The 24,370-nt window shown below is 60.9% G+C and carries 24 protein-coding genes; 12 read left to right on the top strand and 12 right to left on the bottom strand.

Annotation, left to right across the window (positions count from 1 at the left end):
- Positions 1-34: 34 nt before the first annotated feature.
- From fepC to fepD, 3 genes are read right to left on the bottom strand one after another with little or no spacing between them, the layout of a single operon-like run.
- A complete protein-coding gene (gene fepC / locus CKK19_RS17525) occupies positions 35-835 on the bottom strand; it encodes an iron-enterobactin ABC transporter ATP-binding protein (protein WP_038415628.1) in 801 nt (266 codons plus the stop codon).
- The gene (fepG, locus tag CKK19_RS17530; protein WP_063853966.1) at positions 832-1,821 is read right to left on the bottom strand and encodes an iron-enterobactin ABC transporter permease; all 990 of its coding nucleotides are present in this window, start codon (positions 1,819-1,821) and stop codon (positions 832-834) included. Before fepG ends, fepC begins: the two co-directional genes overlap by 4 nt.
- Positions 1,821-2,825, bottom strand: coding sequence for a Fe(3+)-siderophore ABC transporter permease (gene fepD, locus CKK19_RS17535; protein ID WP_032624697.1), 1,005 nt, complete (start codon positions 2,823-2,825; stop codon positions 1,821-1,823). The genes fepG and fepD overlap by 1 nt, the downstream gene beginning before the upstream one ends.
- A gap of 108 nt (positions 2,826-2,933) precedes the next feature.
- On the opposite strand from fepD, the gene entS reads away from it, so the two are divergent.
- Positions 2,934-4,160, top strand: a complete 1,227-nt coding sequence (gene entS, locus CKK19_RS17540) for an enterobactin transporter EntS (RefSeq protein WP_023299557.1) — start codon at positions 2,934-2,936, stop codon at positions 4,158-4,160.
- A gap of 77 nt (positions 4,161-4,237) precedes the next feature.
- Here the strand turns inward: entS and fepB are convergent, their stop codons facing one another.
- Entirely contained in the window at positions 4,238-5,197 is a 960-nt protein-coding gene (gene fepB / locus CKK19_RS17545; protein WP_063853967.1) for a Fe2+-enterobactin ABC transporter substrate-binding protein, read from the bottom strand.
- Positions 5,198-5,385: 188 nt separating this feature from the next.
- Here fepB and entC point away from each other — a divergent pair, with 188 nt between their 5' ends.
- Genes entC through entH form a run of 5 tightly spaced genes read left to right on the top strand, consistent with a single transcriptional unit; the run spans position 5,386 to position 10,211 of the window.
- A complete protein-coding gene (gene entC / locus CKK19_RS17550; RefSeq protein ID WP_022647381.1) occupies positions 5,386-6,561 on the top strand; it encodes an isochorismate synthase EntC in 1,176 nt (391 codons plus the stop codon).
- Positions 6,562-6,570: 9 nt separating this feature from the next.
- Complete coding sequence (gene entE, locus CKK19_RS17555; RefSeq protein WP_045622252.1) at positions 6,571-8,181, top strand: (2,3-dihydroxybenzoyl)adenylate synthase EntE; 1,611 nt, start codon at positions 6,571-6,573, stop codon at positions 8,179-8,181.
- Positions 8,182-8,191: 10 nt separating this feature from the next.
- Positions 8,192-9,046: an isochorismatase gene (locus tag CKK19_RS17560; protein WP_225455192.1), complete on the top strand. Its 855-nt coding sequence runs from the start codon at positions 8,192-8,194 to the stop codon at positions 9,044-9,046.
- Positions 9,046-9,798, top strand: a complete 753-nt coding sequence (gene entA, locus CKK19_RS17565) for a 2,3-dihydro-2,3-dihydroxybenzoate dehydrogenase EntA (protein WP_023305663.1) — start codon at positions 9,046-9,048, stop codon at positions 9,796-9,798. The genes CKK19_RS17560 and entA overlap by 1 nt, the downstream gene beginning before the upstream one ends.
- Complete coding sequence (gene entH / locus CKK19_RS17570) at positions 9,798-10,211, top strand: proofreading thioesterase EntH (RefSeq protein WP_022647384.1); 414 nt, start codon at positions 9,798-9,800, stop codon at positions 10,209-10,211. Before entA ends, entH begins: the two co-directional genes overlap by 1 nt.
- Before the next feature lie 90 nt (positions 10,212-10,301).
- Here the strand turns inward: entH and CKK19_RS17575 are convergent, their stop codons facing one another.
- The 3 genes from CKK19_RS17575 to CKK19_RS17585 are packed head-to-tail and all read right to left on the bottom strand — an operon-like array spanning position 10,302 to position 12,584.
- Positions 10,302-11,414, bottom strand: a complete 1,113-nt coding sequence (locus CKK19_RS17575; protein ID WP_058677444.1) for a M20 family metallopeptidase — start codon at positions 11,412-11,414, stop codon at positions 10,302-10,304.
- Between the two features lie 13 nt (positions 11,415-11,427).
- Positions 11,428-11,892: a YjiG family protein gene (locus CKK19_RS17580; RefSeq protein ID WP_023305665.1), complete on the bottom strand. Its 465-nt coding sequence runs from the start codon at positions 11,890-11,892 to the stop codon at positions 11,428-11,430.
- Positions 11,889-12,584 (bottom strand): nucleoside recognition domain-containing protein, encoded by a 696-nt coding sequence (locus CKK19_RS17585; RefSeq protein ID WP_022647389.1) that lies wholly within the window; start codon positions 12,582-12,584, stop codon positions 11,889-11,891. Before CKK19_RS17585 ends, CKK19_RS17580 begins: the two co-directional genes overlap by 4 nt.
- Positions 12,585-12,852: 268 nt before the next feature.
- On the opposite strand from CKK19_RS17585, the gene cstA reads away from it, so the two are divergent.
- The gene (gene cstA, locus CKK19_RS17590) at positions 12,853-14,958 is read left to right on the top strand and encodes a pyruvate/proton symporter CstA (protein ID WP_038415638.1); all 2,106 of its coding nucleotides are present in this window, start codon (positions 12,853-12,855) and stop codon (positions 14,956-14,958) included.
- Positions 14,959-15,062: 104 nt separating this feature from the next.
- The gene (locus tag CKK19_RS17595; protein WP_006809671.1) at positions 15,063-15,260 is read left to right on the top strand and encodes a YbdD/YjiX family protein; all 198 of its coding nucleotides are present in this window, start codon (positions 15,063-15,065) and stop codon (positions 15,258-15,260) included.
- Here the strand turns inward: CKK19_RS17595 and CKK19_RS17600 are convergent.
- The 4 genes from CKK19_RS17600 to CKK19_RS17615 form a co-directional block, all read right to left on the bottom strand.
- A complete protein-coding gene (locus CKK19_RS17600; protein WP_022647392.1) occupies positions 15,257-15,661 on the bottom strand; it encodes a helix-turn-helix domain-containing protein in 405 nt (134 codons plus the stop codon). The two genes, CKK19_RS17595 and CKK19_RS17600, sit on opposite strands and share 4 nt — an antisense overlap.
- Positions 15,636-15,938, bottom strand: coding sequence for a type II toxin-antitoxin system RelE family toxin (locus CKK19_RS17605; protein ID WP_022647393.1), 303 nt, complete (start codon positions 15,936-15,938; stop codon positions 15,636-15,638). Before CKK19_RS17605 ends, CKK19_RS17600 begins: the two co-directional genes overlap by 26 nt.
- Before the next feature lie 183 nt (positions 15,939-16,121).
- Positions 16,122-16,865 (bottom strand): SDR family NAD(P)-dependent oxidoreductase, encoded by a 744-nt coding sequence (locus CKK19_RS17610; protein WP_063853969.1) that lies wholly within the window; start codon positions 16,863-16,865, stop codon positions 16,122-16,124.
- A gap of 57 nt (positions 16,866-16,922) precedes the next feature.
- Positions 16,923-18,011 (bottom strand): oxidoreductase, encoded by a 1,089-nt coding sequence (locus tag CKK19_RS17615; RefSeq protein ID WP_063849567.1) that lies wholly within the window; start codon positions 18,009-18,011, stop codon positions 16,923-16,925.
- A 159-nt stretch (positions 18,012-18,170) separates the two neighbouring features.
- On the opposite strand from CKK19_RS17615, the gene CKK19_RS17620 reads away from it, so the two are divergent.
- The 4 genes from CKK19_RS17620 to CKK19_RS17635 all read left to right on the top strand — a co-directional run bounded on the left by CKK19_RS17620 (position 18,171) and on the right by CKK19_RS17635 (position 23,074).
- Positions 18,171-19,673, top strand: a complete 1,503-nt coding sequence (locus tag CKK19_RS17620; protein ID WP_063853970.1) for a sugar ABC transporter ATP-binding protein — start codon at positions 18,171-18,173, stop codon at positions 19,671-19,673.
- Positions 19,670-20,665, top strand: a complete 996-nt coding sequence (locus CKK19_RS17625; protein ID WP_063853971.1) for an ABC transporter permease — start codon at positions 19,670-19,672, stop codon at positions 20,663-20,665. The genes CKK19_RS17620 and CKK19_RS17625 overlap by 4 nt, the downstream gene beginning before the upstream one ends.
- Positions 20,666-20,684: 19 nt before the next feature.
- Positions 20,685-21,749, top strand: a complete 1,065-nt coding sequence (locus CKK19_RS17630; protein ID WP_063853972.1) for a sugar ABC transporter substrate-binding protein — start codon at positions 20,685-20,687, stop codon at positions 21,747-21,749.
- 83 nt (positions 21,750-21,832) lie between these two features.
- On the top strand, positions 21,833-23,074 hold the full coding sequence (locus tag CKK19_RS17635; RefSeq protein WP_023299569.1) for an LVIVD repeat-containing protein: 1,242 nt from the start codon (positions 21,833-21,835) through the stop codon (positions 23,072-23,074).
- A gap of 87 nt (positions 23,075-23,161) precedes the next feature.
- On the opposite strand, the gene mtnK is transcribed toward CKK19_RS17635, so the two are convergent.
- Positions 23,162-24,361, bottom strand: a complete 1,200-nt coding sequence (gene mtnK / locus CKK19_RS17640) for an S-methyl-5-thioribose kinase (protein WP_063853973.1) — start codon at positions 24,359-24,361, stop codon at positions 23,162-23,164.
- Positions 24,362-24,370: the final 9 nt, after the last annotated feature.

Raw genomic sequence — 24,370 nt, forward strand, 5'->3', positions numbered from 1 at the left:
CTCAGCCCACGGGGAGAGGGCCGGGGTGAGGGCATCAGACCGCACGCTTGCCCAACGGCACCACCAGCGGCGTACCCGCCACCGGATCGTCAATAATCATGCAGCGCATGCCGTAGATCCGCGCGATCAGATCCGGCGTCACAATCTCCTTCGGCGCGCCCTGCGCCACAATCTCGCCGTCGCGCAGCGCAATCAGATGCGTCGCGTAGCGGCACGCCTGATTTAAGTCGTGCAGCACTGCCGCCAGGGTGTACCCCTGCGTGCGGTTCAGTTCGCTCAGCAGCTCCAGCAGATCAATCTGATGGCTGATATCGAGCCAGGTTGTCGGCTCGTCCAGCAGCATAATCGAGGTTTCCTGCGCCAGTACCATTGCAATCCAGGCGCGCTGGCGCTGTCCGCCGGAGAGAGTATCAACGCTTTGCTGGGCCAGATCGGTGATGCCCGTCGCCTGCATCGCGCGCTTCACCGCCTCGTCGTCCTCTTTGCGCCAGCGGGTAAACAGTGGCTGGTGCGGGTAGCGCCCGCGGGAGACCAGCTCCTGCACGGTGATATCCCCCGGCGTGGTGGCGTTTTGCGCCAGCAGGCCAATTCGGCGCGCCACCTCTTTGCTGGCGAAGCGCTGGATCTGCTCCCCGTCGAGGAACACGCTACCCTCAACCGGCGACATCAGGCGGCTCAGCGTGCGCAGCAGGGTCGATTTGCCGCAACCGTTCGGGCCGATAATGGCGGTGAAGTGGCCGTCCGGAATGGACACGGATAAATCCCGGGCAATGATTTTTTTGCCGTAGCCGAGGGTCAAGTTTTCGCCGCGCAAGCGGAATGTTGAATCTGTCATTTCTTGCGTGACTCCTGAACGAGCAAGATGATGAGGTAAATCCCGCCGAGGCTGACGGTCACCACGCCCACCGGCAGTTGATAAGGCATAAACAGCTGCTGAGCGCAGAGATCGGCGGCCAGCAGTAACAATGCGCCGCACAGCGCCGCCTGGGTTAATCCCCAGCGCGCGGTACCGCTAAGACGCCGCGCGATATGCGGGGCTACGAGGGCAATAAACGAGATCGGCCCGGCGATGGCGGTAGACGCTGCGGTCAGCAAGACCGCCACCAGCATCAGCATCAGGCGCGAGCGCTCTACGCTCACGCCCAGCGCGCAGGCGCTGTCGTCGCCCATCTCCAGCAGCCGCATGCGCCTGACCAGCAGCAACGCGCCAATAAACATCACCAAAATCAGCGGCGCGGCGGGCCAGGTTTTTCCCCACGTCAGACCGTTGAGGGAGCCGGCGTACCACAGCCCGGCGGAGAGCGCGGTTTCCAGCGATGCCTGTAGCAGAAGCCAGGTGTTGAACGCCATCAGCATCGCACGGATGCCGATCCCGATGATGATCAGACGGAAGGTGTCGATGCCGTTGCGCCAGGCCAGGGCCCAGATAAGCAGGGAGGTGAGAATGCCGCCCGCCATCGCCGTAAAGGTAATGGCCGTAAGATGCTGCCCGAACAGCACCATCGCCACCAGCACGCCGCTCCACGCGCCGGTATTCAGGCCCATCACGTCCGGGCTCCCGAGGGGGTTACGCATCAGCGACTGGAATATCGCGCCGCTGACGCCAAGCGCCGCGCCCACCAGGATCGCCATCGCCACGCGCGGCAGTCGCCATTCGGTGACCACCATGGTGATGTTACGCGGCGCGCTGCCGGTGAGAGCGTGAAAGACCTGCGCGAAATCAAGCGTTACGGCACCGCTTTGCAGGCTCCAGACCGCCAGCAGCAGACTGGCGACGACCAGCAGGGCGACGCTGGTAAGTAAACGACGGGACGGGGCCATTATGCGCCACCCCCGCGTCTGCGTCGAACCAGGAAGATCAGCACCGGCGCGCCGATAAAGGCGCTGACCACCGAGACGCGCAGTTCACCCGGCACCAGCAGGCGGCCCAGTACGTCAGCAAAGAGCAGCAGGGCAGGGGTCGCCAGCAGCGTGACCGGCAACGACCAGCGGTGATCCGCCCCCACCAGCCAGCGCGCCATGTGCGGCATCATCAGGCCGATAAAGGCAATCGGCCCGACCACGGCGGTCGCGCTGCCGCAGAGCACGGTAATGGCGAGTAGCCCCGTCAGCTGCGTGCGCGCCACGCGGTTGCCGAGGGCGGTCGCGGTATCGCTGCCGAGGCTCAGGCTGTTCAGCGCCCGGCTTAAACAGAGCGCCACGGCGGCAGCGACGATCGTCGGGATCACCACCACCTTTAAGGTTTCAAGGGTACGAATATCCAGCGAACCCGCCTGCCAGAAGCGCAGCTGGTCATACACGTCCGGGTTGAGCAGGGCGATGCCGTTGGACAAGCCTTCCAGTACCGCCGCGAGCGCTACGCCCGCCAGCGTTAAGCGTACCGGGCTGAGCTGGCCGCCGCCCTGGCTGCCGGTAAACGCCACCACCAGCGAGGCCGCCAGCGCGCCGCAAAAAGCCATCACCAGCTGTTCAGAGGGGGACGTAAATCCAAACAGCGCTGCGCCGAGCACGATGGCAAAGCTGGCGCCGGAGTTAACGCCGAGAATGCCGGGGTCCGCCAGCGGGTTGCGGGTGAGGGTTTGCATCAGAGCACCGGCAAGGCCGAGCGCACCGCCAGCCAGCAATCCGGCAAGGGTTCGGGGCAGGCGAGCGTCGAGCACGATGGTGCAGTCGGCGCTCTGACAGGTACCGGATAGCGCATCGACAATAACGGACGCGGGCAGCGGTTTTGCGCCGACCAGCAGGCTGAGTGCAATCGCAAGGATTAGCAGTAGCAATAAAACGGGCACGGCAAGGGCGCGCACCGCAGAAGAGGAAAACGACATAGCAACATCCATGATTTGATAATGATAGTGATTATCGTTATCTATCTTATTTGGCTATGTTAGCATGTGCGCCCATGGAATGGGTAGAAATAGACTCAAGGCTTTGTCATGAATCAAAAATCCTGGCTGCTTAACCTCAGCCTGCTCAAAACACACCCGGCGTATCGCGCCGTTTTTATCGCTCGCTTTATCTCCATTTTGTCCCTCGGTCTGCTTGGTGTGGCCGTACCGGTGCAAATCCAGACCATGACTCACTCCAGCTGGCTGGTGGGGTTATCCGTCACCTTAACCGGCGGGGCGATGTTTATCGGCCTGATGGTGGGCGGCGTGCTGGCGGACCGCTACGAGCGTAAAAAGCTGATCCTGCTGGCGCGCGGCACCTGCGGGGTGGGCTTTGTCGGGCTGTGTCTGAACGCCATGCTGCCGGAGCCGTCGCTGGTGGCCATTTACGTGCTGGGATTGTGGGACGGCTTTTTTGCTTCGTTAGGCGTGACGGCGCTGCTGGCGGCCACGCCCGCGCTGGTCGGGCGCGAGAACCTGATGCAGGCGGGGGCGATCACCATGCTCACCGTACGTCTCGGCTCGGTGATTTCGCCGATGGTGGGCGGTCTGTTGCTGGCGACCGGCAACGTGGCGTGGAACTACGGCCTTGCCGCGGCGGGAACGTTTATTACCACCCTGACGCTACTGCGTCTGCCGCTCCTGCCACCCCCGCCGCAGCCGCGCGAGCATCCGCTGAAGTCCCTGATGGCCGCGATTCGTTTCCTGTTCAGCAACCCATTGATTGGCGGCATTGCGCTGCTCGGCGGCCTGCTGACGATGGCGAGCGCCGTGCGCGTGCTGTATCCGGCGCTGGCGGGTGAGTGGCAGATGAGCGCCTCAGAGATTGGCGTGCTGTACGCCGCCATTCCGCTCGGTGCGGCCTTCGGGGCGCTGACCAGCGGCAACCTGGCGCAGAGCGCGAGACCGGGGTTGATCATGCTGGTGGCGACGCTGGCCTCGTTTATCGCCATTGGTTTCTTTAGCCTGATGCCGGTGTGGGCGCTGGGGGTGATGTGTCTGGTGATTTTCGGCTGGCTGAGCGCGGTCAGCTCTCTTTTACAGTACACCCTGATCCAGACCCAGACGCCGGAAGGGATGCTCGGGCGCATTAACGGCCTGTGGACGGCGCAGAACGTCACGGGCGATGCGATTGGCGCGGCGATCCTCGGCGGGCTGGGGGCGATAATGACCCCGGTGGCGTCGGCGAGCAGCAGCGGGTTTGTGTTAGCCGTTGTTGGCGTGATTTTACTGGCGGTTCTGGTGGAGTTGCGTCGGTTCAGGCAAACCCTGTAGGTCGGGTAAGGCGTAGCCGCCACCCGACAAAACGCCCGGTGGCGCTGCGCTTACCGGGCCTACGGGGAACGTGCCACTTATTTAAAAATTGAATTCAAACGCTGCAACACCAACATCGCGCTGTAATAATCCAGGCGGAACGTCTCGGTTCCTAATGCCCAGACGCGCTTGTTCTTCACCGACGGCAGATGCGCCAGCAGCGGGTTGGCGTAAATCGCGTCCACGTCTTTCTGATCGCCGGCAAACACGAACAGCCCTTCGCCGTTCAGCCCCGTCGCCAGGTTTTCACCCCCTAACTGGATAATGTCGTGGCGTTTGCCCTGACTTTTTGAGGTGTGCAACCCGGCAGGCACGTCGGCCAGCGTAAAGCCCAACTGGTGCAAAAGCTTGCCCTGCGCGGAGTCTGTCGTCCACAGGTTCGCCGTGTGCGCCGCGGCGGTGTAGACGATGGCGTTCACCGGCTGTGGCGGCAGCTTCATCTGCTGTTTCACCTTGGCGAGCTGTTTGTCGAAGGCAGCGATGCGCTCTGCGGCCTGTGTCTCCTGCCCGGTGAGCGTCCCCAGTTGGGTCAGCAGTTCCTGCCAGCTTTTGTCGTCGTAGTTAATGATAAGCGTCGGCGCGATGGCGGAAAGCTGATCGTAGAGCGCCAGCGCGGAATCCCCGCCGGTGGCGCTGATCAAAATCAGGTCCGGCATCTGGGCCGCGACGGCTTCGGCGCTCGGCTCGCCGATGTACAGCCGGGCAACCTTACGCTGTTTGGCGATATCGCCCCACTGACGCAGGAAGCCCTGCGCATCCGCCACGCGGTTGTTTGGCGTGGTCGCGCCGCTGGCAATGACCGGCGCGTCAATGGCCAGCAGGGAGCCGGTTAAGGTCACGCTGGTGGAGACAATGCGCGTCGGTTTGCTCTCAAGCGTGTGAACGCCGCGGCTGTCGGTGACCTGGCGCGGCCAGTCGGCGGCGACGGCTGAGGTTAGTCCTAAAACAAAAAGTCCTGTTAAAAGAAGGGCATTGCGGCAAACGGCAGCGATTTTCACAGAGCGGCATCCTGATTTTATTGAAGATAATGCTTCTCATTTTCAGGGCTGTAGGGAAGGGATGCAAGCGTTTGTCGCACAAGTTATTTGCCCGACGGTTGACAGCGGGGCGATGTGGGATTAGGTTAGCCGACGAAAATATAAATGATAATCATTATTGCTTCTTTTATCATTTTAAGGAGGATGATATGGACACGTCCCTGGCTGAGGAAGTTCAGCACACCGCGACAACGCTGCAATCAGACAGCTTTTTCTTTATGTCGCCTTACCGCAGTTTTACCACGTCCGGCTGTTTTGCCCGTTTTTCTGAACCCGCCGTCGGCGGTGACGATCCGGCGGGTCCCTTTCAGCAGAAATTAGCTCAGGCTTTCCAGAATGCGAAAAACAGCGGCATTGCCCATCCGGTGATGGTAGGGGCGATCCCCTTCGATACCCGCAAACCGTCATCGCTGTTTATTCCACAACGCTGGCAAACCTTCTCCCGCCCGGCGCGTCAGCAGTCCGCACGTTATGCCTCCGGCGCGCAGACGCTGAACGTGCAACAGCGCACCGAGATCCCGTCGCAGCCGGTTTTCGAGGAGATGGTTGCTCGCGCCGCGTCGCTCACCGCTACGCCGCAGGTGAATAAGGTGGTGCTGTCGCGCCTGATTGATATCGCTACCGACAAACAGATCGATAGCAGCGCGCTGATGGAGCGTCTTATCGCCCAGAACCCGGCGAGCTTTAACTTCCACGTACCGCTGGAAGACGGCGGCGTGCTGCTGGGCGCCAGCCCGGAACTGCTGCTGCGCAAAGAGGGCGCGCACTTTAGCTCGCTGCCGCTGGCAGGCTCTGCGCGCCGTCAGCCGGACGATGTGCTGGATCGCGAAGCGGGCACTAAGCTGCTGGCCTCCGAAAAAGACCGCCACGAGCACGATCTGGTCACGCAGGCAATGAAAACCATTCTGGAACCGCGTAGCCATCATCTGAGCATGCCGGCTTCCCCGCAGCTCATCACCACCCCGACGCTGTGGCATCTGGCCACGCCGGTAGAAGGTGAGGCACGTGAAAACGAGAACGCCCTGACGCTGGCCTGCCTGCTGCACCCGACGCCCGCGCTGAGCGGCTTCCCGCATCAGGCGGCAAAAGAGCTGATTGCCGAGCTGGAGCCGTTCGACCGCGAGCTGTTCGGCGGCATCGTCGGCTGGTGCGACAGCGAAGGTAACGGCGAGTGGGTGGTAACTATCCGCTGCGCGCGGCTGCATCAAAATACCGTTCGCCTGTTTGCCGGTGCGGGCATTGTGCCTGCCTCCTCCCCGGTCGGCGAGTGGCGCGAGACGGGCGTGAAGCTCTCCACCATGCTCAACGTGTTTGGTTTGCACTAAGGAATACTCATGACCATCCCTTTTACCCGCTGGCCTGAGGAGTTTGCCCGCCGCTACCGTGAAAAAGGCTACTGGCAGGATCTGCCGCTGACCCACATCCTGACGGACCATGCGGACAGCGATACGGTCGCGATAATTGACGGCGAACGCCGCATCACCTACCGCGCGTTTAATCAGGCGGTGACGAATCTGGCGTCCTCCCTTCAGGCGCAGGGGCTGCATCGCGGGGAGACCGCGCTGGTGCAGCTTGGCAACGTGGCTGAGTTCTACATCACCTTCTTCGCGCTACTGCAAATCGGCGTCGCGCCGGTCAACGCGCTCTTTAGCCATCAGCGCAGTGAACTCAACGCCTACGCGGAGCAGATTAAACCCGCCGTGCTGATTGCCGATCGCGACCACGCGCTGTTCTCGGGCGACGATTTTCTCAACACCTTTGTGGATGCGCATCGCTCGGTACGCGTTGTGCTGCTGCGTGGCGATAAGGGCGAACATGCGCTGGAGGCGGCGATTGCGCGCCCGGCGGACAATTTCATCCCGAACCCGACGCCCGCCGACGAAGTGGCGTTCTTCCAGCTCTCCGGCGGCAGCACCGGCACGCCGAAGCTGATCCCGCGCACGCATAACGATTACGACTACAGCATCCGTCGCAGCAACGAAATCTGCGGTATCACTGCGCACACCCGCTATCTGAACGCCCTTCCCGCGGCGCATAACTACGCCATGAGCTCGCCAGGATCGTTAGGCGTTTTCACGGCGGGTGGCTGCGTGGTGCTGGCGAACGATCCGAGCGCCACGCTCTGCTTCCCGCTGATTGAGCAGCATCAGATAAACGTCACCTCGCTGGTGCCGCCCGCGGTCAGCCTGTGGTTGCAGGCGATTGCCGACGGCGCGGGGAACGCCCAGCTGAAATCCCTCAGGCTGCTCCAGGTGGGCGGCGCGCGCCTCTCCGCCACGCTTGCGGCGCGCATTCCGGCGGAAATTGGCTGCCAGCTTCAGCAGGTATTTGGCATGGCGGAAGGGCTGGTGAACTATACCGCCCTCGACGATGCGCCGGAGCGCATCATCAATACCCAGGGCCGCCCGATGTGCCCGGACGATGAAGTGTGGGTGGCGGACGAGGACGGCAACCCGCTGCCGCGCGGGGAGGTCGGGCGTCTGATGACGCGCGGCCCTTACACCTTCCGCGGCTATTTCAACAGCCCGGACCACAACGCCAGCGCCTTCGATGCCAACGGCTTCTACTGCTCGGGCGATCTGATCGCCATCGATGAGCAGGGTTACATCACCGTGCAGGGGCGCGAGAAAGATCAGATCAACCGCGGTGGCGAGAAGATCGCCGCCGAAGAGATCGAAAACCTGCTGCTGCGCCACGACGCGGTGATCCACGCCGCGCTGGTGAGCATGGAGGACAGCCTGCTGGGCGAAAAAAGCTGCGCGTACCTGGTGGTGAAACAGCCGCTGCGCGCGGTGGAGGTGCGCCGCTTCCTGCGCGAGCAGGGCGTTGCCGAATTTAAGCTGCCGGACCGCGTGGAGAGCGTGGATGCGCTTCCGCTCACGCCGGTCGGCAAAGTTGATAAGAAACAGTTGCGCCTGTGGCTTGCTGAACGCGCCCGGGGCTGAGGAACAGAGAATGGCTATTCCAAAATTAACCGCATATGCGCTGCCAACCGCCGCCGAACTGCCGACCAGTAAAGTAAGCTGGGCGTTTGAACCGGAGCGCGCCGCGCTGCTGATCCACGATATGCAGGAGTACTTCCTGAATTTCTGGGGCGAAAATAGCGACATGATGCAGCAGGTGGTGGCGAACATCGCTAAACTGCGCGCGTACTGCAAAGAGCACAATATTCCGGTGTACTACACCGCGCAGCCGAAAGATCAGAGCGATGAAGACCGCGCCCTGCTGAACGATATGTGGGGGCCGGGTCTGACTCGCTCACCGGAGCAGCAGCGCATCGTCGCTGAGCTGACCCCGGACGAAGCGGACACCGTGCTGGTGAAGTGGCGCTACAGCGCGTTTCACCGCTCCCCGCTGGAGCAGATGCTGAAAGAGACCGGCCGCAACCAGCTTTTGATCACCGGCGTGTACGCCCACATCGGCTGCATGACCACCGCCACCGACGCCTTTATGCGCGACATCAAACCGTTCTTTATCGCCGACGCGCTGGCGGATTTCACCCGCGACGAGCACCTGATGTCGCTGAAATACGTGGCCGTACGTTCGGGCCGCGTGGTGATGACCGACGAGCTGCTGCCGTCTGTTCCGGCAACGAAGGCCGCGCTGCGTGAGCTGATCCTGCCGCTGCTGGACGAGTCCGACGAGCCGATGGATGACGAAAACCTGATCGACTACGGTCTGGATTCAGTACGGATGATGGCGCTCGCCGCCCGCTGGCGCAAAGTGCACGGCGACATTGATTTCGTGATGCTGGCAAAAAATCCGACCCTCGATGCCTGGTGGGCGCTGCTCTCCCGCGAGGTGAAGTGATGGCTTTTGATTTTACCGGTAAAACCGTCTGGGTGACGGGCGCGGGTAAGGGCATTGGCTATGCGACCGCGCTGGCATTTGTGGAGGCCGGGGCGCAGGTGACCGGGTTCGATCTGGCTTTCCCTCACGGCGAATATCCGTTTGCCACCGAAACACTGGACGTGGCGGATGCGGCGCAGGCGAGTGATGTCTGCGGGCGTTTGCTCAGCAGCCTTGAGCGGCTCGACGTGCTGGTTAACGCGGCGGGCATTCTGCGTATGGGCGCGACGGATCAGCTTTCGCAGGAGGACTGGCAGCAGACCTTTGCGGTCAACGTCGGCGGCGCGTTCAACCTGTTCCAGCAGACGATGGGCCAGTTCCGTCGTCAGCAGGGCGGGGCGATTGTGACCGTAGCCTCTGACGCGGCGCACACGCCGCGCATCGGCATGAGCGCCTACGGCGCGTCGAAAGCGGCGCTGAAAAGCCTGGCGCTGACCGTCGGGCTGGAGCTGGCGGGCAGCGGCGTACGCTGTAACCTGGTGTCGCCGGGTTCTACGGATACCGACATGCAGCGCACGTTGTGGACCAGCGATGATGCGGAACAGCGGCGCATTCGCGGCTTCGGCGAGCAGTTCAAACTCGGCATTCCGCTCGGTAAAATTGCCCGTCCGCAGGAGATTGCCGCGACCGTGCTGTTCCTGGCATCCGATGCCGCCAGCCATATCACTTTGCAGGATATCGTGGTGGACGGCGGCTCCACGCTGGGGGCGTAATGATCTGGAAACGTCATTTATCCCTCGACGAACTGAATGCCACTAGCCAGAACACGATGGTGGAACACCTTGGCATCGTCTATACCCGCCTCGGGGACGATACGCTGGAAGCGGAGATGCCGGTGGATGCGCGCACCCACCAGCCGTTTGGCCTGCTGCACGGCGGTGCGTCGGCGGCGCTGGCGGAAACGCTGGGGTCGATGGCCGGTTTTCTGATGACCCGCGACGGGCAGAATGTGGTGGGCACGGAACTGAACGCTACGCACCACCGCGCGGTCTCTCACGGTAAGGTGCGCGGCGTATGTCAGCCGCTGCATCTGGGCCGCTCCAGTCAGAGTTGGGAGATTGTGGTGTTCGACGAGCAGGGGCGGCGGTGCTGTACGTGTCGGTTGAGTACGATGGTGCTGGGTTAGATTGTGCGGCGGGAGTGCCGGGTGGCGGCTTCGCCTTACCCGGCCTACGAAACATGCAGGCCCGGTAAGCAAAGCGCCACCGGGCGGTTGTTACAACATCGATACCACCCGCTTCAACAGCCGAATTCGCGGCGCAATGGACGCTTTATCCAGCCATTCCGCCGGGCTGTGGAACCCGGCGCCAACCGGCCCGAAGCCGTCAAGCGTGGGGATGCCGAGCGCGGCGGTGTGGTTGGCGTCGCTGCCGCCGCCGACTGCCTGCCAGGTAATGTCGATGCCTTCCGCTTTACCCGCCGCTTCAACCTGCTGCATCAGCGCCTGCGTCGCGTCGCTCGCGGCCATCGCCGGTTTGTGATTAACCCGCGTCAGCGTGGTGGTCACGCCGTCTAAAAAGCCTTGTTCACATAACAACTCCAGCGCCTGGTTCACCCGGTCATACTCGTCGTTTTCCCAGAAGCGAACGTCCAGTTCTGCCACAGCGCTGTCCGCGACCACGTTCGCCGCGCTGCCGCCCTGAATCACACCGACGTTAAGTGTAGTGCCGCGATCCCAGTCCGTCAGCGCATTGATGGCGATAACGCTCTTTGCCAGCGCGGTGATCGCCGAGCGGCCTTTTTCCGGGTCATTGCCCGCGTGTGCCGCCACGCCGCTAAAGGTGAGGTGATAGCCCGCCATCCCTTTACGCGCTTTCACCAGCGAACCGTCGGCGCGGGCGGCTTCGCACACCAGCACGCAGCGGGAACGCTTAGCCAGCTCGCCAATCCACTCATGGGAATGGACAGATCCGGTCTCTTCGTCCGGGTTCATCGCAACGGCAATCGCGAGACGATCGTTGTCTGCGGCGTCAAGCGCGCGCATTGCCCACAAAATATTCAGAAGTCCGCTCTTCATATCCGAGACGCCGGGGCCGTACAAGCGGGTTTCATCCTCGCTCAGCGGACGCGCGGCCACGGTGCCGGCGGGAAATACGGTATCCAGATGCCCGACCAGCAGCACGTCGAACCGTTCCGCCTGCGGCTTGTTACTGACGAAGACGCCGGGGCCCACCTTGTCGCCCAGGTTCACCTGCTCCGTATGCCAGCCTTCGCGCTGCCACAGTTGCTGCATGATGCCTGCAACAGCGGCGACGCCGTCAATCGTCTGGGTGCCGCAGTCTACGTTCACCAGGGTTTTCAGCTCTTCGATATAATGGTCAAGATTCATGTTCACGTCCTGTTCAGAGAATAATGCGCATCAGCAGCATGGCTAAGAAAGCGTTGACCACCGAGAGGGCGATCATCAGCGGAATACGTTTGGCGCGGGTGCCAATCACCCCCAGAATGCGGCCCAGGTACTGCACCTGCGAGCCCATCAGGTAGATGGCGGGCGCCAGGATCGCCAGGTGCTCGCCGGTGAGGATGCCTTTATCAAACAGGCCGATGGCAACGCCGATCCCGCCGCCCATCGACATCCAGCCGCCAATCAGCACGGCGGCCGCTTCGCCCGGCAGGCCAAACAGGCCCATCAGCGGGGAGAAGATCGTGCCCAGCCCTTTCAGCGCGCCGGTAATTTCCAGCGCCTTGATGATGATAAAGGCCATCACCACGTTGGGCAGCGTGCTGCTGGTGGCAATGCTCCAGCCTTTGCGCGCGCCTTCGATAAACACATCGGTAATGACGGGATTGGACTGTGGGGCACTCATGCGGCGTCTCCTTTATGGGTAAACGTCAGGATCAGGCGCAGCAGATTGGCGCCGACAATTTTCATGATAAACATCACCGCGATACAGGCCCCGATGGAGGTGGGCACCGCCGCCGTGCCGTCAACGGCGAGCAGCGTGAAGAGGATCGCCCCGGAAGAGAAAAAGTTGGTGATCATCGCCCCGGCGGAGAACTGGAACATGGCGAAAACGTCTTTCTCTTTTTCGCTGATTTGCCCTTCATCAGAGAGATTACGGGTAAGCGACGCGCCCACGTCGGTACTTTGCAGGCTGCCAATCAGCGCCAGCCCGGTGGTGCCAGGGATCCCCAATAGCGGGCGCAGCAGAGGAGTTAAGAGTTTGCGCGCGGCACGCAGGGCGCCATAGTGCTCCAGCACGTTGATCATCCCCAGCGCGAACATCACCGCAGGAATTAAACCGAGCGCGAAGAGAAACCCGTCCATCGCGCCGCTGCCGCCGGTGCCGCGAAAGGCGCTGCTGGCTGTGGTTAACGTACCGTCATCCAGACTGGCTTTGCTGACCACTTTGCCAAATGCGCCGTTGAGGGTGGTGAAATCAAAGACGCCGTACCACTCTTGTCCGCCTAACAGACCCGAGAAGAAAACGGCTGCAAACGCCAGCGCGAAGTACGCGCCCGGCCCGACCTGACTATCCTGAGGTACTGAACTGTTCATATCCTTTTCCTTGTATGCACGCGATTGCGCAGGATCATTCTGGCGAGGTTATGGCCAAAAAAAATGATACAAATCATTCCGTAAGGCGGTGTCTGGCCGAAAAAGGTAAAAGTGTGAACGGTGACGCTACGAAAGTGATCGGCTTAACAATGTGGTGTAAATGTCTGGTTTGACCACGCATTATTGCGTTTCAAAGTTGTTAAATTTTATCCGTTGTTCTAGAAACAAAATGTAACATCTCACTGTTTCACAACAACGGATAACCATTATGAACAACTCAGGGAAATACCTTATATGGGCAGGGCTCTCCGTTGTGGGAGCCTTTGCCCTGGGCTACATCGCCCTCAACCGGGGTGAGCAGATCAATGCGCTCTGGATCGTGGTCGCCTCCGTCTGCATTTATCTGATCGCATACCGTTTTTATGGCCGTTATATCGCGAAGACGGTACTGGGCGTAGACGGCACGCGCATGACGCCGGCCGTGCGTCATAACGATGGTCTGGACTACGTGCCGACCGATAAAAAAGTGCTGTTCGGTCACCATTTCGCGGCGATTGCCGGGGCAGGCCCGCTGGTGGGGCCGGTACTGGCCGCGCAGATGGGCTACCTGCCGGGGATGATCTGGATCCTCGCGGGGGTGGTGCTGGCGGGCGCGGTGCAGGACTTCATGGTGCTGTTCGTCTCCACCCGTCGCGACGGTCGTTCGCTGGGTGAGCTGGTGAAAGAGGAGATGGGGGCAACTGCCGGGGTGATTGCGCTGGTGGCGACCTTTATGATCATGGTCATCATACTCGCGGTACTGGCGATGATCGTGGTGAAAGCCTTGACCCACAGCCCGTGGGGAACCTATACCGTCGCCTTCACCATTCCGCTGGCGCTGTTCATGGGGATCTACATTCGCTATCTGCGTCCGGGACGCATTGGTGAAGTTTCAGTCATTGGCCTGGTGTTCCTGGTGTTTGCTATTATCTCCGGCGGCTGGGTGGCGGAAAGCCCGACCTGGGCACCGTTCTTCGACTTCACCGGCGTGCAGCTGACCTGGATGCTGGTGGGCTACGGCTTCGTGGCGGCGGTGCTGCCGGTATGGCTCCTGCTGGCCCCGCGTGACTACCTCTCTACGTTCCTGAAAATTGGTACCATCGTCGGGCTGGCGATCGGCATTCTGATTATGCGCCCGACCCTGACCATGCCTGCCCTGACCAAATTCATTGACGGCACCGGCCCGGTCTGGACCGGTAACCTGTTCCCGTTCCTGTTTATCACCATCGCCTGTGGGGCAGTGTCTGGCTTCCATGCGCTTATCGCCTCCGGGACCACGCCGAAGATGCTGGCGAATGAAAATCAGGCCTGCCTGATTGGCTATGGCGGCATGCTGATGGAATCCTTCGTGGCGATTATGGCGCTGGTCTCGGCCTGTATTATCGACCCGGGCGTGTACTTCGCGATGAACAGCCCGATGGCGGTACTGGCCCCGGCCGGCACTGTTGACGTGGTCGCCTCTGCCGCGCAGGTGGTGAGCGGCTGGGGCTTTGCGATTACCCCTGAAACGTTGACGCATATCGCTAACGAGGTCGGCGAGCAGTCGATTATCTCCCGTGCGGGCGGGGCGCCGACGCTGGCGGTGGGTATGGCCTACATCCTGCACGGTGCGCTGGGCGGGCTGATGGATGTCTCGTTCTGGTATCACTTCGCCATTCTGTTCGAGGCGCTGTTTATCCTGACGGCGGTGGATGCCGGTACGCGCGCGGCGCGCTTTATGTTGCAGGATCTGCTGGGGGTGATCTCCCCGAATCTGAAACGTACCGATTCACTCCCGGCTAACCTGCTGGCGACGGCACTGTGCGTGCTGGCGTGGGGCTACTTCCTGCATCAGGGCGTGGTCGATCCGCTGGGCGGGATTAACACCCTGTGGCCGCTGTTCGGTATCGCCAACCAGATGCTGGCGGGCATGGCGCTGATGCTTTGTGCCGTAGTCCTGTTCAAGATGAAGCGCCAGCGTTACGCATGGGTGGCGCTGGTGCCAACGGCGTGGCTGCTGATCTGTACCCTGACAGCAGGCTGGCAGAAAGCCTTCAGCCCGGACAACAAGGTGGGCTTCCTGGCCATTGCCAACAAGTTCCAGGCGATGATCGACAGCGGCAAGATCCCGGCGCAGTACACCGAATCTCAGCTGTCCCAGCTGGTGTTTAACAACCGTCTGGACGCCGGGCTGACCATCTTCTTTATGGTGGTGGTCGTGGTGCTGGCGTTGTATTCTCTGAAAACCGCGCTGGCGGCGTTGAAAGTCGACACGCCAACGGCGAAAGAGACGCCGTATGAGCCAATGCCTGAGAACCTGGACGAGATTGTCACCCAGGCGAAAGGGGCGCATTAACCCGTGTGCCGGGTGGCGGCTTCGCCTTACCCGGCCTACATTTCTTATCCTCCCTCTCCCTCTGGGAGAGGGCCGGGGTGAGGGAAACAAACGAGAAACTGATTATGTTCGACACCCTTTCCAAAGCAGGTAAATACCTGGGCCAGGCCGCTAAAATGATGATTGGCGTGCCGGATTACGACAACTACGTCGAGCATATGCGCGTCAACCACCCGGATCAGACGCCAATGACCTACGAAGAATTTTTCCGCGACCGTCAGGACGCCCGCTACGGCGGTAAGGGCGGGGCGAAGTGCTGTTAACCCTCTTTTGGTAAATAGAGGCTGATCTGCTCCTGTTTACAGCCGTAAATTGCCGCCAGCTTTTCGCGGGTGCGCTTTTGCGGTCGGGAGTCCAGCGCCTCCAGCTGTGACACGGCGGACTGACTGATGCCAAGCTTCTCCGCCACCTCCTGCTGGGACATCCCGCGTAAAATGCGCCAGGCGGCCTGCAGGCTGACGTTCTCGTTATGCATGATGTCGCACACTTCACCCGGTAAACCTACGTTATCGTAGATGTCTGATTCGTAAGGGATGTCTTCCCAGTCGTTTTCATCATCGTCATCGTACTCAAGCATGGCTAAACGCATGCGAAAATATTCACCGTAGGGTATGACAACATACTGTTTTTTTCCTTCTTCATCCTTGATGAACTGAATAGTCATATTCCGTATGCTCCTCATGAAGGTAGGTAGTGGTTGTCCGGCGTTTTACTGCCACTACGTAGCAGATATCACCCGGCGGATCCCCGAAGGTGTAAATGACCCTGTAATCACCTAATCGCAACCTGTAGTGGTTTTCGGGAGAAGATAATTTCTTGATATCCGCGACAGGTGATGTTTTATCATCCATCTTCTCCAGCCTGAATTTAATGCGGTTCTGATATCGAGGATCGATTTTAGAAAACTGCTTCTCTGCTGTTTTAGACCAGACAATCTTCATCCGTACCTCCACTGTACGCCCACACAAAACATAAGGAAATAATAAGACTATTAGATAAATTCCGAATTTCTTATGGGGTACTGTAGAGCGGAGAAAAACCGCGAGAAAGCGGCAAAACGCGAATCGTCGAGGCAACTCGAACAGGCCTCTGCCGGGCGACAGAGGCATACAGTAACTTTGCGATCAGGCGTTCAGACCGCCGTCCACATCCAGACCGGTGCCGGAAATTTGCCCCGCAGCCGGGCTGGCGAGGAAGGTGACCGCCGCTGCGATATCCTCCGGCTGGCCGTAATGACCAAGCGCGATCATCCGGCGCTGGGCTTCCGCCTGCTCGCCGTCTTCCGGGTTCATATCGCTGTTGGTCGGGCCGGGATGAACCAGGTTGACGGTAATGCCGCGCGGGCCTAAATCGCGGGCCAGACCCCGGGTAAGGGAGTTTAGGGCCGATTTGGTCATCGAGTAGACGGCGATCCCCGGCTGCGCCACGCGGTTCGCCAGACAGCTGCCGATGTTGATGATGCGTCCGCCGTCAGACATATGCACCAGCGCTTCCTGAATGGCGATCACCACGCCGCGGATATTGACGTTGATCAGAGCGTCGATGTCCGCCAGGGTCATGGACTCCAGCGGGCCGCCGCGTGCAATCCCAGCGTTATTGACCAGAATATCCAGCCCGCCGAGGGAGCGCACCGCCTGCGTGACCGCATCCTGAATCGCCTGCGCGCTGGCGCTGTCGGCCTGAATCGCCTCGCCGTGTCGCCCCAGCGCGTTGATTTCATCGACGACCTGCTGGGCTTTATCGACGGATTTTTCGTAGGTGATAACCACATCGGCACCGGCGCGTGCCAGCGACAGCGCAATCGCCCGACCCAGCCCACGACTGGCGCCGGTGACCAGCGCCTTTTTACCTGTTAAATCGATCTGCATGATGACCTCGTTGTAAGAGTGGAGAGAATCATCATTAGGTATAGCCCGTCGGCGCGATTAACGGCTGAAGGATTCCACCTTCTCAAACGCGGCGCGCAGAACGTCAGGGCTTAACGTAATCGGTAAAAAGTGAATCGACTCCACCGGGCGCAGGGTGTGGGCAATGACCTTGTCCAGCTCGTCGCGGTTATGGATATCGACCTCCAGCGCGCGAAGCGTGGTCGGCAGGTTAAAACGCTGGTATGCCGCCACCAGCTGCGCCAGCACGTCCTCCTGACCGAGCAGGGCGCTCTGCACCAGAATGCCGTAGGCCACCTTGGTGCCGTGGAGGTATTTTTCCGTCTGCGGCAGCACGGTTAAGCCGTTGTGCACCGCATGTGCCGCCGCCACGCGGGTATAGCGTTCGCCCAGACCGCCGACCATACCGCCACCGGCGATAACGGCGTCCACCACGTCCCGAAACGCCTGCGTCTGGTCGCCGCGCTGCTGGTCGGCCAGCGCCTCTTCGCTGCGCTCCAGCAGCACGTCGCGGATCGCCAGCGCACCGTTCAGGCCAAGACGCACGGTCAGCGGCAGGTTTTCCGGTTCAGGGGCGAGTACCGCCGCTTCGTACCACTTCGCCAGCGTATCGCCGATGCCTGCCAACAGGTATTCCGCCGGGGCGTTAAGGATGATTTGCGGCTCCACCAGCACCAGATAGTTGGCGTCGTCAAAAATCTCAAACTGTAGCGCCTGCCCGGCATCGTTGTACCACACAGAGAGCGGGGTCCACGCCGCGCAGGTGGCGGCGATGGTGGGAATGCCCACGAACGGCACGCCCAGACGACGCGCCACGGCCTTGACGGTATCCATTACCGCACCGCCGCCCACGCCAATCACCACGCTGGCTTCACCACCCGACGCGTTCACCAGATGAGTGACATCACGCTCGCTGCAATGGCCCTTAAACAGCAGATGTTTTGCCCCCGTTGCGTTAAAACTCTGCGGCAGATAAGGGCGTGCGCCCTCGATAGCCCGCTCGCCGTAGATCCACACCGCGCGGGAAAGCTGTTCCGGAGTAAAGAAATCATCCAGGTGCGCAAGGCTTCCCGGATGAGAGAAGTAGTTCGCCGGGCCGGGCACGACGCGGATATTGGTGTTGCTCATGAAGTTGTCCTTTTTTAGCAAGCGCTAACCCGATGTTATGTCTGGACATCCGGATGGCTAATAATATTTCGCTTTATCTTATGCCTTTTCCGTCGTTGTCAGTCAACCGGAGCTGTGAAAAATTCGCTAAATCAGAAGAGTAATGAAGGATTTACGCGGATGGTTTCCAGTCGCCTTGAGATGCGCGGTATCAGCCTGGCCTTTTCCGGCTTTCAGGCCCTGTCGCGCGTGGATTTCACCCTGAATGGCGGGTCGGTGCATGCGCTGACCGGCGCCAACGGCGCGGGAAAATCGACGTTGATGGCGGTGCTGTGTGGGACGCACGATCGTTATGAAGGCGAAATCTGCATTAACAACCAGCAGGTAAGCATCCGCGAGCCGCTGGACGCCAAACGGCTGGGTATCCACCTTGTGCAGCAGGAGGTGGACGTGGCGCTGATCCCCGGGCTGAGCATTGCGGAGAACATTATGCTCGACCAGCTGGCGCAGCCGGGACACCGCTACAGCTGGCGCGCGATTCGTCAGCAGGCGCGGCAGGCGCTGGCGCAGCTGGATGTTTCGCTGGACGTTCGCCGTTCCATCGACAGCTGCACGCTGGCTGAAAAGCAGCAGATTTTGCTGGCGCGGGCGCTCTCGCACCACTGCCGTTTTCTCATTCTTGATGAGCCCACTGCGCCGCTGGACGCGCACGAAAGCGAGCGTCTGTTTGCGGTAGTAAGACGTCTGCAACAGCAGGGCATTGGCGTGGTGTTTATTTCTCACCGCATTCACGAGCTGAAGGCCATCTGCGACACCCTGACGGTGCTGCGCGACGGCAGGCTGATTGAGTCCGGCCCGATGGCGGATCTGAGCGGAGAGGAGATCGTCGAGAAGATGCTCGGCCACGAGCTGAGCGATATCTATCCGCCCCGGCGACCGCCGCACGGTGAAGAGATGCTGCTGCGGGTGGAAGGCCTGCACGACGACGCGCTGCTGAAAGATATCTCCCTGCATCTGCGCAAAGGTGAAATCCTCGGCATTGCCGGGCTGGCGGGGGCGGGGAAAACGGAACTCTGCAAGGCGCTGTTTGGCGCCAGCAAAAGCCGCGTGGCGCGCGGCGAGCTGAACCATCAGGCCTGGAAACCGCGCGATCCGGCAGACTCGGTGCTACGCGGTCTGGCGCTGGTGCCGGAGGAGCGGCGCAAAGAGGGCATTTTTATCGACGAGCCGGTGAGCATGAACCTTGCCGTGTGCGCCGATAACAGTTTCTCGCGCTGGAGCCTGTTTGGTCATCGTCAGGCGTGGCGCTGGGCGGAAGAGGTGATTGCCCGCGTCGGCGTGCGCACGCGCGGGCCGGGGCAGGTGCTGCGTCGGCTTTCCGGCGGTAACCAGCAGAAGGTCGCCATCGGGAAATGGCTGCGCAATGACGCCAGCGTGCTGATATTCGACGAGCCGACCAAAGGCGTGGACGTGAAGGCCAAAACTGATCTGTTTCAGCTGATCGACGGCCTGGCGCGCGAGGGCAAAGGGGTGATTTACGCCTCGGGTGAATTTGCCGAGCTGGTCGGTCTGTGCGACCGCATCTGCGTGCTGTGGGACGGGCGCATCGTGGCGGAAATCGCCGGGGCAGAGGCCCGGGAAGAAACACTACTTTATTATTCAACCGGAGGAACGGCGTCGTGAGCAAGGCCCTTTCAGTGACCACGGCGGCGTCTGGCCGTCAGCAGATTTTCGATTTTCTTTATAAGTGGGGCATGCTGCTGACCGTCGTCGCGCTGGTGGCGGTGTTTGGCCTGGCGTCGGACAGCTTCCTCGACCCGAACAACATCATCAACATTCTGCGCTCGATTGCCATCGTGACGGTGATTGCCGTTGGCGTCTCTATTTCGCTGACCGTCGGCGGGTTCGATCTCTCCGTGGGATCTACCGCGTCGCTGGCGAACGCGCTGGTGATTTCGCTTTTCGTCTGGCACGGCTTTGGCACCACCGAGTCGATTCTGCTGACCCTCACGCTCTGTACGCTGGTCGGCCTGTTTAACGCCTTTCTGATCGTCATCCTGCGCATTCCGGACATGCTCGCGACCCTTGCCAGCCTGTTTGTCATTCAGGGTGTGGCGATGACCTACAGCTACGGCGGGTCGATTACCGAGAACATGGTACTGCCGAGCGGCGACATGGCGGAAGGGACCATTCCGGCGGCGTTTGGCCTGCTGGGGCAGGTGCCGACCATTGTGATCGTCATGCTGGTGGTGACCGTGCTGGCGCAACTGGGCCTGTCGCTGACCACCCATGGACGCCGGATGTACGCCATTGGCGGCAACCCCGAAGCCGCGCGCCTCTCCGGCATTCGCACCACTCGCTACAAAGTGGCAGCCTACGTGATTGCCTCTCTGCTGGCGGGGCTGGGCGGCATTCTGCTGGCCTCGCGTATTGGTTCATCGCAGGTGAATGCGGGCGGCGGCTACCTGATGGACGCGGTGGCGGCGGCGTGGATCGGCTTCTCGCTGGCCGGATCCGGCAAGCCGAACGCGCTGGGTACGCTGGTGGGGGCGGTGATCCTCGGCGTGCTGTCGAACGGGCTGGTGATGCTCTCCGTGCCGTATTACGCCATGGACATTATAAAAGGGCTGGTGCTCGCGGTAGCGCTGGCGATTACCTACATACAAAAACGCTGACAACACAACGGGATAATAAATGAAAAAGATTGCGCTCTCTTTGGTAGCTCTTGGGTTACTCACTTCTCTGCCGGGCCTGGCGGCTACCCCCGCGCCGGTTCCGACCGCCATTGCCAGCCATGACGGCCCGATCCGCATCGCGGTGATCCGCAACCTGGGCTCGGACGACAACACCACGCAGTTTGTTGCCGGGGCGATTCAGGAAGGGAAAAAGCTCGGCTTTAAGGTCAGCACCTTTTTAAGTAACGGGGACGACGCCAAATTCCAGGATTTCGTTAACCAGGCCATCAGCCAGAAATACGACGGGATTATTCTCTCTCAGGGGCGCGATCCGTACTCCACCGCGCTGGTGAAGAAGGCGGTGGATGCCGGGATCAAAGTTTCGGTGTTTGATACCGCTGTGAACGGCGAGATCCCGGGCGTAAGCGTTACCCAGCAGGACGATGCCTCCCTGACCAACCTCTCTTTCGGCCAGCTGGCGAAAGATTTCAACGGCAAGGCCAATATCGTCAAGCTATGGGTCGCGGGCTTCCCGCCGATGGAGCGCCGTCAGGCGGCCTACAAAGAACTGCAAAAACAGTATCCGGAGATTAAAGAGCTGGAGTCCATCGGCGCGGTCTCTTCTGACGTGCAGGGCGACACTGCCAACAAGGTGGGCGCGATCCTCGCGAAATACCCGAAAGGTAAAATCGATGCCATCTGGGGTACCTGGGATGCCTTCAGCCAGGGCGCGTATAAGGCGCTGAAAGAGAACGGCCGAACCGAGATCAAACTCTACAGCATCGACATCTCCAACCAGGATTTACAGCTGATGCGCGAGCCGGGTAGCCCTTGGGCAGTGAGCGTGGCGGTGGATCCGAAGCTGATTGGCGCGACCAACGTACGCCTGATTGCCAATAAGATTGCCGGAGAAGCGACGCCTGCCACTTACGATTTCAAGGCGGCGGCCATTTCGCCGGCGCTGCTGACCGCCCAGCCGGGCGCGGTGAACGTGGCGTCTCTGGGGAAAATCATTCCGGGCTGGGGCCAGACGGAAGATTTTGTTGCGCCGTGGTTTGCGACGCTGGAAGCCAGGTCAAAATAATGCCCGGTGGCGCTTTGCTTACCGGGCCTACGGTGTTGTAGGCCGGATAAGGCGCAGCCGCCATCCGGCGAAAGGACTTATACATGTCTGCATTACCTCAACCCGAATACAGCCGCAATATGCGGCTGATTGGCCATAGCGATCAGGGCGGTCGCCCGGACGGCGTGCAGCTGATGGTACACCGCGGTTTCGCCTATATCGGCCATATGGTGTCGCAGGGCTTTTCGATAGTGGATGTGCGCGACCCGAAAAAACCAAAAGCCGCAGGATACGTGCCTGCGCCGCCGGGTACCTGGAATGTGCATCTCCAGGCGCATGACGACCTGCTGCTGGTGATCAACGCCCGGGATCTGTTTGCCGATGCGCGTTTTGCCGACGAGAAGGTCTACTACACCCGCCAGGTGGGGGAGACCGTCAGCGATGTGCAGGATAAAGGCTGGAGCGCCGGGCTTCGCGTCTTTGATATCTCCACACCGGACAGGCCACGCGAGATAGGCTTTTTATCGCTGAGCGGCATCGGCATTCACCGCATCTGGTACGTCGGTGGCCGCTGGGCGTATGTCTCAGCGCTGATAGACGGCTTTACCGACTACATCTTTCTGACCATCGATCTGGCGGACCCGCGCAAGCCTGAAGTGGCGGGACGCTGGTGGCTGCCGGGGATGAATCAGGCCGAAGGCGAACAGCCGAACTGGCCGGAAGGCAAACGCTACGCCCTGCACCATGCGATTATTGCAGGCGATACCGCGTACGGCAGCTGGCGCGACGGTGGCCTGACGCTGCTGGACGTGAAGGACCGCACCCGGCCTAAGCTCATTAGCCACCGTAACTGGAGCCCGCCGTTTGGCGGCGGGACGCACACCGCGCTTCCGCTGCCGGATCGCGACCTGCTGGTGGTGCTGGACGAGGCGGTGCTGGATAACCAGCAGGACGGCGAGAAGCTGATCTGGCTGTTTGATATCCGCGAGCCGTCGAACCCGGTGAGCATTTCTACCTTCCCGCAGCCGGATGAAACCGACTACGTGGCGAAAGGGGCGCATTTCGGCCCGCACAACCTGCACGAAAACCGGCCGGGGAGCTTTGTCAGCTCAACGCTGATCTTCGCGACGTACCAGAACGCGGGCGTGCGCGCGTATGACATTTCCAATCCGTATCGCCCGGTAGAAACGGGGGCGCTGGTGCCCGCGGCGCCGGAAAAGATGATGGATACGCGGCCCAATCGCCCGCAGGTGATCCAGTCGTGCGACGTGTTTGTGGATGCGCAGGGGATTATTTACAGCACGGATTATAACGGTGGGATGTCAGTGATTGAGTATCTGGGGTGAGTTTTTGCCGGGTGGCGGCTTCGCCTTACCCGGCCTACATTTTGCACCCGTAGGCCCGGTAAGCGCAGCGCCACCGGGCAAACGTTCTCAACTGTACTGCCGCACCCGCGCGACCAGCTCTTCCGCGCTGTCGATGCGGTCGGCAATCACAATCAGCGCCTTGCCGAGGGATATCGCGTGGCGCAGGCATTCGTGACGCATCGCTTCATCCTGAATGGTGTCGATATCCGCCACATGGGAAAGCCCGACGCTGCGGCGAATCAGCTCGGTGCCGCAGAATCCGATGGCGTCATGCCAGACCTTTTTCAGGAACGCAGAGGCATAGCCCGGCGCGCTCAGCGCGGCGTCGCGCGTTTTCTCATTCGCCAGCGCCTGGAAGCGCTCCGCGAAGGTGTTCCACAGTTCCTGAATATCGGTCAGGCGCTGCTCGCGCGCGGCGGCGGCATCGCGAATGCCCAGATGCCCCGGCAGGCCGCAGAAATTCAGCAGCAGGTTGCCGATGGCAGTGCCAACGTCAAAGCCAATCGGGCCAAAGTAGCCGAACTCGGCGTCGATGGCTTTCAGGCTGCCGTCGGCCACAAAAATTGAGCCGCTGTGAATGTCCCCGTGCAGCAGGGCTTCGGCATGCGAAAAGAAGCGGTGCTTCAGGGAGGCCACAGCGATTTTAAGCTGGGCGTCGTCGCGCAGGGCGGCAACATCGTTCTCCAGATCGGCCGGGTAGCTGTTGCGTGCGTGGATCTGGTACGGATCGTTAAAGAACAGATCTTCAGTGATCTCGCACATCTCCGGGTTGATGAATTTTGCCACCTGCGCTTTTTTCTCGTGCGGATGCAGATAAAAATCGCTGGTGTGGAACAGGGTGTGAGCCAGATATTCACCCAGCTGCCGCGCCGCCTGCGGGTAGTAAATGTTGTTAATCAGCTCGCCGCGCCAGATGCGATGGCTGGAGAGATCTTCCATCACCATCACCGCCAGTTCCGGGTCAAAGTGGTGGATTTTCACCGTGTGCTTAGGGCTGTGCTTGTAATGCTCGACCAGGGTTTGCGCCTCCAGGCGAGCGCGATCCAGCGTCAGCGGCCAGGACTCGCCGACGCAGCGCACATAGGGCAGCGCCTGCTTAACGACGATGCGGCTCACCCCCGCGCTATCGAATATTTTAAAGACCAGGTTGAGGTTGCCGTCGCCGATTTCCTGCGCCTCCACCAGCGATGACGGATCGTCAAGTCCGCCAAACTGCCTGGCATACTCCACGGCGTCCTGAGCGGTAAAGGTACGGTATTGCGACATGGCCTGCTC

This window comes from Enterobacter sp. CCUG 70166 (assembly GCF_020224095.1).
GTDB classification, from domain to species: domain Bacteria; phylum Pseudomonadota; class Gammaproteobacteria; order Enterobacterales; family Enterobacteriaceae; genus Enterobacter; species Enterobacter intestinihominis.